The following is a 6,691-nucleotide window of genomic DNA, read 5'->3' as shown; positions in this document are numbered from 1 at the left end:
TTAAGATATACGTATTCTGCCTGCATGATATTTGCTTTTTCAAATATTATTTTTCTTTGTTCTTTTCCTGTTTGTAGGCCATCAGTTTTTTTCTCTTGATTTTTTATATCTTTTTCAAAAGGTATATTTATGTTTGCTTCACTACTATATTTATTTGCATTCTTTGCATAATTAATAGCGTATTCATATGCTTCTTGTATTACCATAAATTTTTCTGGATTATCTTCCGGATGATATATAGTTAACATCTTAGCATACGCTCTTTTTATTTCCTTAATGTCATGTGTTGCTTTGATCCCTAATATTTCCCACACTTCAGCACCTACTTAAATTTTCTAGTTTTTATCAAATTGAATTTATATTATTATGTCTTCTTCGACAATCTACAATTAATATGTTATTTTAATAAGATACATTTATGTAATTTAATTGATAGAAGTTTTCGGAGATATTTCACAATTATAGCTTTATGTAATATCCCCGACTGATTATTGCTTATTCTTGAATTACTATAAAATTTATACAATAATTTTTCTTGACTAGAATAAAATCCCTCCAACTCAATGTACCGAATAGGTAAGGAAATGGATCTAATTTTACCTATTGCAAATCATTATACTTAGATTGGACATTTTTACTTGAATTATCATCTCTATATACAGCATGCTTTTCCACACTTGGTAATAAACCAATAACTACCGTAGATAAAGGTGGTATAAATCTTGTAAAACTTAACAATGCCACTGGTAAATCAAGTTGTCTAATAGCCCACGGTACTACTACACACAGAAATGCTATCCAGCCACTTTTTCCTGCATTCTTCAATCTTAATACAAGTACACAATAGAATACAATTAGTGTCACCAAAAGAGCTATTATTCTTGGTGATAATAGCTCTTCAAAATATAAATCTCGCCCATCCCCTATCAATATAATCTCTATAATAGAGATAACAATTATAGCACACCAGAACCAACTTCTTTTCATTATTTATTCTCCTTCTTTACCATTTTTATCACTCATACTAATCTATTTATCATCAATATTTAAATACAGTTTGAGCAATTTCATAAAATTCATATGTACGATCATTGAGCAATCGTTAAGATTTCTTCTTATTTTTTAGTAGATAACGCGTCTATAATTTGATTTATCGTACTATTTATTCTTTTAGAATCTGTTAATTCATTTCTCCCATAGTAACATTCTTGTTTTGAGCATAATTAATCATATATATATATGCCTCATTAATTTTCTTAGCTTTCTCTGGATAATCTTCCAGTGGATGCGTGGATAGGATATCATCATATGCTTTTTATTTTTTAATATCATTTGTTTCTTCTATCACGAATACTCTACACATTTTTCACACTTAATATTGTAATTTAACCGTAAACTTCGACATTTTCTTGGATTATATTTACTTTTATACAGTTTAACATACATATATTAGTATTTAAAGTAATTTTTAGTCTGAATTAGTAGTAATTATTTACTATTAATTCTCGGTAATTAGAAAATAAAATATGTTCAATTAATGTTTTCTTGACAACTTTTTCTGCTGCTATTTTGTACAGTTATATGTATCCCTGTTACACCATAAAAAACAATAATTCCTGGTTTCTGTCTTACAAGATTTTCTTCAATAATTAACCCAAGAGCATTCACAAACAGAAAAGACATTATATTGTATGTCTTAGCGAAAATAAAGGCAACACAGGCATTAACGCTTTAAAATCATCTAGTAATTAAATGATGAATAAAATTAAAGATATAGTAATACAAACGAAAAGAGAGTGAGCAAAATAATTGTAAAACAATCATTCTGTAACACACCCTTTTTAGCTTGTCATATTTTATTTATTAACCGTTATCACTCCAAGCAATAGAGCCATTTTTATCACATGTTGCAATTGCTGTACAATATACACGAGCAACATCACCAGGAGCTGTAACAACTACCATGAAATTAGCATTTCCGCCATTAGTGTTTTGTTGCACTTTTACTGCGTAACCATTAGTTGCAGTTTCTACACTGTAATCTTGTTGATAGACACTGGGAGAAGATCCATTGTAAGAAAACTTTGCCCACACTTTTACTTTAACAACTGTAGTTCCATTTGCTCTGTATGTGTAGGTATAACTACTGTTGTTATAGCTAGTAGTTGCAGCACTAACTGTGTTTGTCTTAGCACAAGATAAAACTATTGCCATTGCTAATTTTTAGAAATTATGTAAATGACAAGCTTAATATAGTTTGACATAACAGGTAATCGTCCCTCATACATAATGCTGAGTTCGCCATAGACTTGCTCCCAGCATCGACATTTTCCAGTTTTTCTGTACTTATTCTTATAAAACTTCCAAGGTCCGAGATTCCATCTAATACCCCATTAATATCATCTGCCAATTCATCCAAAGTAAAAAACTGTCTCGTCAACGTACTTTCTACTGAATCCATCTCCACTTGCGGAATATATGCTCCCTTATCTGAATCTACTTCATCCTGCAATCTCTGTTCCTATACACATAAATACATTTCCATTGCATAAATAATTTGTACTAATTCTTGACCCAGGACCATTTTGGTTATTTACCCTGACTAATTTAAGGGTATCATACAATGGTTGGTGTATCCTGATGTTAAGACATAATTATATATACTCTTTTTCCTCTACCACTTCTACTCCACTTGCAGACAACCAACCTTCATATCCATATTTATCATCTCTGTTAAGCCCAACTTCTTTTGCGATCTCACAATCATTTGTTCCTACAATATATCCTTCTGCTTTTTCTTTTCGTACGTATAGTTTTTCTCCAATAATCAGCACATATGAAGTCACCTTATAAACAGATTCCAACATTGATTGATTCACTATTTTAGAATATATTCCAGAATCGTACTTTTTGTCAAAAGTATCATCTTCCAACTTTTTATCCTCAGTTATAATTACCAACTGTCCTTCCATATCTTCATTCAACTCATATTCGTGTCCTTTATACTGTGCATATTTTCCGTTTCTTATCATTTTGATATCTCCTTAAAATACTTACCATTATATATTGCAATCTCTTCAACAGTTGGTCTCTTAACTCCACAACTGGCAGAATACAAATTCATACCAACTGGATAATACTTCAATCGTTCACCTTTTATAAACTGTTTGGATACCATCAAAAACTCAACAATTTTCTCATTCGACAGAAATGGGGCTGTATCGTAAAAATCAGCAGGATGTGCAAATTCCACTAATTTCCATGTCTCTCGCCCTGTGGTTCAGCAACTGTAATATACTGAAAAATCTTCTGACCATTTGTGAAATTACTTTGTTTTGCAAGATATCTCTTGAGTTTTCTCAAAAATAGCTTGGCATCCAAAAAGGCTTGCTTGCCATCTGTCATTACATCAGCATAAGTCAAGGTAATCCACTTACATTTGACGGTATCTGTGACATTGCACCGAATCAAATCCATTAATCGGTTAATACTCTTTCTGACACTCTTGAGCGACTGATAGCGATTTTGGGATTTCTTCTTTTCTTTTACTTCACCAGTAGCTATGTCCATATAGATATCTTTTGATAAATTTCTGACTGGGCAGGATTTGTTAACTCCAGCAGAAAACTGCACAACTGAGGTTTTACCAACTGTTTTCAATTTTACTTTGGTTAAATCGTATAGTTTAACCCCATCTGAACTTACTTTCTTCACACACATAAAAACACACCTCTTTCGCAACAAAAATTTATTTTAAAAGAAGTGTGTTAATATCAACGTATTGGAACTAAATTTTATGTTTTGATTTTCGATGTCCTTATCTGCACCCAGATGGTAAATTTCGCCCTAGAGTCTATCACAAAATCTACATGGATTAATCACCTTCGGTGAGAGCCATTTCGATTTAGTGATAGACAAGAATAGGGTATTGGTCGTCCTTATGTGGAAACATAATAAATTATACTTTTATATATTGTTACCTAAATTGCCTTTTTATCTTCCTCTGCTATCCATGATAAAAAAGCGACATCTGCTCCTCCCATTTTTACAACTCGTTCTTTATGTATCAAAATGCCATAATCATGCTCTTCATCCCATGTGCATTTAAAATGAAAGCCTAAATATGCCATCCAATCCTTTTCAATATCTAAAATATAAATACGCTTTGGTTCCATTATTTCTTTAAATTCTTGTATGTTATCAACATTAGGCATATATTCATTAAGTTCTTCGTCTTCATAACCATATTCTTCTTGCATAGTAGGATACTCTACTAATAACGCGCTTAATATAATCTCCAATAATTTGTTTTGATTGGTTACAAGATATTCATAGGCAACTTTATGTCTTGTATCAAGACACTCTATTAACTTATCCCCTCCAACATTTAAATCAATATCACTTTCCTTTCCAAAAAAAGCATTCCATAAATCCAAAGTTACATTTCCCATCCAAATGCCATTTATTTGTTTCACTTCTGGTATTAACATATTTTCCCTCCTATGGTCTTATTCCTTTTCTTATTAATGAAGCTCCGCCTGTATGCCTTACTGCACCATGCAAGTCACTTGGAACAAGTGTCATTGTTCTACTATCCTCTACATGATGCCATGTATAGCCTGTAGGTGTACTAGTATAACCTGCCACTCCATTCGGATATTTTGTTGCTAAATCTCCATTCATCTCATAAGTTTTACCTGCATACTTTTTATTTATTATCCTTATACCATCTAAATCAGTCTTTCTACCACCCTTACTTCCAACTCCAGAATTCCTTACCTTCAATACGCTCTCATAATCAACCTAATTTAAGGCACTTGTTTCATCAACTTTTTCTAATGCTAGTAAGAATTTCTTATATTCAGCTTCTGTCATTCCTGGTGGTACATATTGGCCTAAGGAACTTCTCTTTAACCACTCTTGATATACACTATCATCTAATGATGGCTTTATAACATTAGGCATATCAATATCTGGTATCTTGCCCGAATTAACAGCATTTAGTAAATCATCCGTGCTGATATCCGTTACTTTAACACCATCAACCTCGTCCAAATGTTCAACCAGATCATCCACAACCTTTTTATCTGCTCTTAACAATTCCTCTCCAACACCAGTTGCAAATACATACTCCCCTGCTGCCGTAGCCGTTATCGTAACTGCTGAGACACTGATTAGTAAGGTTAGAGGAAGTGGTAAATCCATAATTTCGAAATCAATTAAAACTTCACCTGTGATAATGTCTACACCTAGACAGGCATCAATTATAGGAATCACTATTGTGGCATCCGCTATTGCTGATAAGAATTCCAAGAATGGTTTGTCCATCTTATTATCAAATTCACCGTATTTATATATAGTTTTCAGATATTCTTCTAATACGTGGAGAGGTCTACATCCAAAAACTTTTTGCAATTGAAAACAAAGCGGATCAACTAGGATGCGGTTATGAAGAAAGGCTTCATCTACGAAAAAGCGAATCCAACGTAGTCCTAGATGAATTCTATACATGGTTAGAAAACCTAGCCCTTAAAACTTTACCACAAAGTTTGTTGGGAAAGGCTATTACCTATGCTAAGAATATTTATGTAACTTCTTAAAAGATGGACGGATTCAACTTTGTAACAACTTAGCGAAACAATCAAATAAAACCCTTTATGATTGGTCGCAAGAACTGGCTATTTTCAAATACTCAGAATGGTGCCAACGCATCTGCACTAATCTATAGTGTTATACATACAGCGATTGCAAACAAGCTAAAACCTTTGTATTATATCGAATATGTCTTCGAGCAGATTCAGATGAACGATATATTGCGGGTATCTTATTTGCTTCGTCACAACACCAGTAAATTTATTATTCTGTCGTTGACGTCTTTTTTAATATGTGCTTGAGAGGACGCTTACCCTGCTACCGTAGACGTTATTATACCAGCTGAGATAAAAACCAGTAAGAATATTACTTCTTGCTGGCTTTTACTAATCTACACTTAGAAATCAATAATCAGTTCTATTTCGGCTGTCCATTTGTGCACCCAGATGACAAATTTCACACTAGATGCTCTAAATTAATCTCATGGGTTACTTCTCTTCATGAGAGCTATTTCGATTAATTTAGAAGGAGGGAGTTTATTTATACTTCCTTATTATTGAGACATTATTAAAATTATATTTTTCTTCGTTCTTTTAGTTTCAATTCTCCTCGAACGATTCTATTTAATTTGTCAAAAACAAGACTCTCTTTTCCCTCTATTATAATCGATACATCTTGTCTTTCTCCTATTTCACTGATTATCCATACGCCATTTTCTTCATAACAATTTATACTATGTGGTATATTTGATTTTTTTCCAACTACAACTTGTAGACTTTTTAAAATCACGTCACTCCAGCTTTGAATAAATTCACTTTTGGTCATCCCCCATCACCCCCCTAATCTTCCCACTAAAATTACTAATTTTTCTATTAATGTCCTGAAATTGACGTATTTAATTGTTGTGCACCTCCATCACAGATTTTCTCTCCATTAGATGAATACCATGTGCCACTTCTCCAAATATACCAAGTGTCGAATCTACATTTTTACTTTGGCAAAGCTGTTTCAGCTCAGGATTATTTTGAAATTTCATAAAATCAGTATTATATCTATCCATAATATCTTCGTCAATATGCTCAATTTTTGTGTCCATTTT

Annotated in this window: 12 protein-coding genes and 1 pseudogene; 2 read left to right on the top strand and 11 right to left on the bottom strand. The window is 32.6% G+C overall.

Going from position 1 to position 6,691, the window contains the following annotated elements:
- The 9 genes from ACW2QF_RS16380 to ACW2QF_RS16340 form a co-directional block, all read right to left on the bottom strand.
- Positions 1 to 314, bottom strand: a 314-nt coding sequence (locus ACW2QF_RS16380; protein ID WP_455717083.1) for a DnaJ domain-containing protein, incomplete at its 3' end; no start/stop codon positions are given.
- A 286-nt stretch (positions 315 to 600) separates the two neighbouring features.
- Positions 601 to 987 carry a hypothetical protein gene (locus tag ACW2QF_RS16375; protein WP_455717082.1) on the bottom strand — a complete coding sequence of 129 codons (387 nt, stop codon included), beginning with the start codon at positions 985 to 987 and terminating at the stop codon, positions 601 to 603.
- Between the two features lie 876 nt (positions 988 to 1,863).
- The gene (locus tag ACW2QF_RS16370; protein WP_455717081.1) at positions 1,864 to 2,214 is read right to left on the bottom strand and encodes a hypothetical protein; all 351 of its coding nucleotides are present in this window, start codon (positions 2,212 to 2,214) and stop codon (positions 1,864 to 1,866) included.
- A 16-nt stretch (positions 2,215 to 2,230) separates the two neighbouring features.
- Positions 2,231 to 2,512: a hypothetical protein gene (locus tag ACW2QF_RS16365; protein WP_455717080.1), complete on the bottom strand. Its 282-nt coding sequence runs from the start codon at positions 2,510 to 2,512 to the stop codon at positions 2,231 to 2,233.
- A 142-nt stretch (positions 2,513 to 2,654) separates the two neighbouring features.
- Positions 2,655 to 3,032, bottom strand: coding sequence for a hypothetical protein (locus ACW2QF_RS16360; RefSeq protein WP_455717079.1), 378 nt, complete (start codon positions 3,030 to 3,032; stop codon positions 2,655 to 2,657).
- Entirely contained in the window at positions 3,029 to 3,253 is a 225-nt protein-coding gene (locus tag ACW2QF_RS16355) for a hypothetical protein (protein WP_455717078.1), read from the bottom strand. The genes ACW2QF_RS16360 and ACW2QF_RS16355 overlap by 4 nt, the downstream gene beginning before the upstream one ends.
- Positions 3,253 to 3,720, bottom strand: a complete 468-nt coding sequence (locus tag ACW2QF_RS16350) for a hypothetical protein (RefSeq protein ID WP_455717077.1) — start codon at positions 3,718 to 3,720, stop codon at positions 3,253 to 3,255. Before ACW2QF_RS16350 ends, ACW2QF_RS16355 begins: the two co-directional genes overlap by 1 nt.
- 260 nt (positions 3,721 to 3,980) lie before the next feature.
- Positions 3,981 to 4,490, bottom strand: a complete 510-nt coding sequence (locus tag ACW2QF_RS16345) for a DUF6985 domain-containing protein (RefSeq protein WP_455717076.1) — start codon at positions 4,488 to 4,490, stop codon at positions 3,981 to 3,983.
- A 10-nt stretch (positions 4,491 to 4,500) separates the two neighbouring features.
- Positions 4,501 to 4,785: an HNH endonuclease signature motif containing protein gene (locus tag ACW2QF_RS16340; protein ID WP_455717075.1), complete on the bottom strand. Its 285-nt coding sequence runs from the start codon at positions 4,783 to 4,785 to the stop codon at positions 4,501 to 4,503.
- Between the two features lie 629 nt (positions 4,786 to 5,414).
- On the opposite strand from ACW2QF_RS16340, the gene ACW2QF_RS16335 reads away from it, so the two are divergent.
- Together ACW2QF_RS16335 and ACW2QF_RS16330 are read left to right on the top strand one after the other, a co-directional pair.
- Entirely contained in the window at positions 5,415 to 5,600 is a 186-nt protein-coding gene (locus ACW2QF_RS16335) for an IS66 family transposase (RefSeq protein ID WP_455717084.1), read from the top strand.
- Positions 5,585 to 5,798, top strand: a pseudogene (locus tag ACW2QF_RS16330) (IS66 family transposase); the annotation flags it as partial. The gene ACW2QF_RS16335 and the pseudogene ACW2QF_RS16330, both read left to right, overlap by 16 nt.
- A gap of 367 nt (positions 5,799 to 6,165) precedes the next feature.
- Here ACW2QF_RS16330 and ACW2QF_RS16325 read toward each other — a convergent pair.
- Both ACW2QF_RS16325 and ACW2QF_RS16320 read right to left on the bottom strand, forming a co-directional pair.
- Positions 6,166 to 6,417: a hypothetical protein gene (locus tag ACW2QF_RS16325; protein ID WP_455717074.1), complete on the bottom strand. Its 252-nt coding sequence runs from the start codon at positions 6,415 to 6,417 to the stop codon at positions 6,166 to 6,168.
- Between the two features lie 70 nt (positions 6,418 to 6,487).
- The coding region (locus ACW2QF_RS16320) for a hypothetical protein (protein WP_455717073.1) at positions 6,488 to 6,691 on the bottom strand (204 nt) is incomplete at its 5' end.

Source organism: Anaerosporobacter sp., from assembly GCF_965301125.1.
The sequence above is the reverse complement of the archived record's forward strand: the minus strand, read 5'-3'. Positions and strand labels throughout refer to the sequence as shown.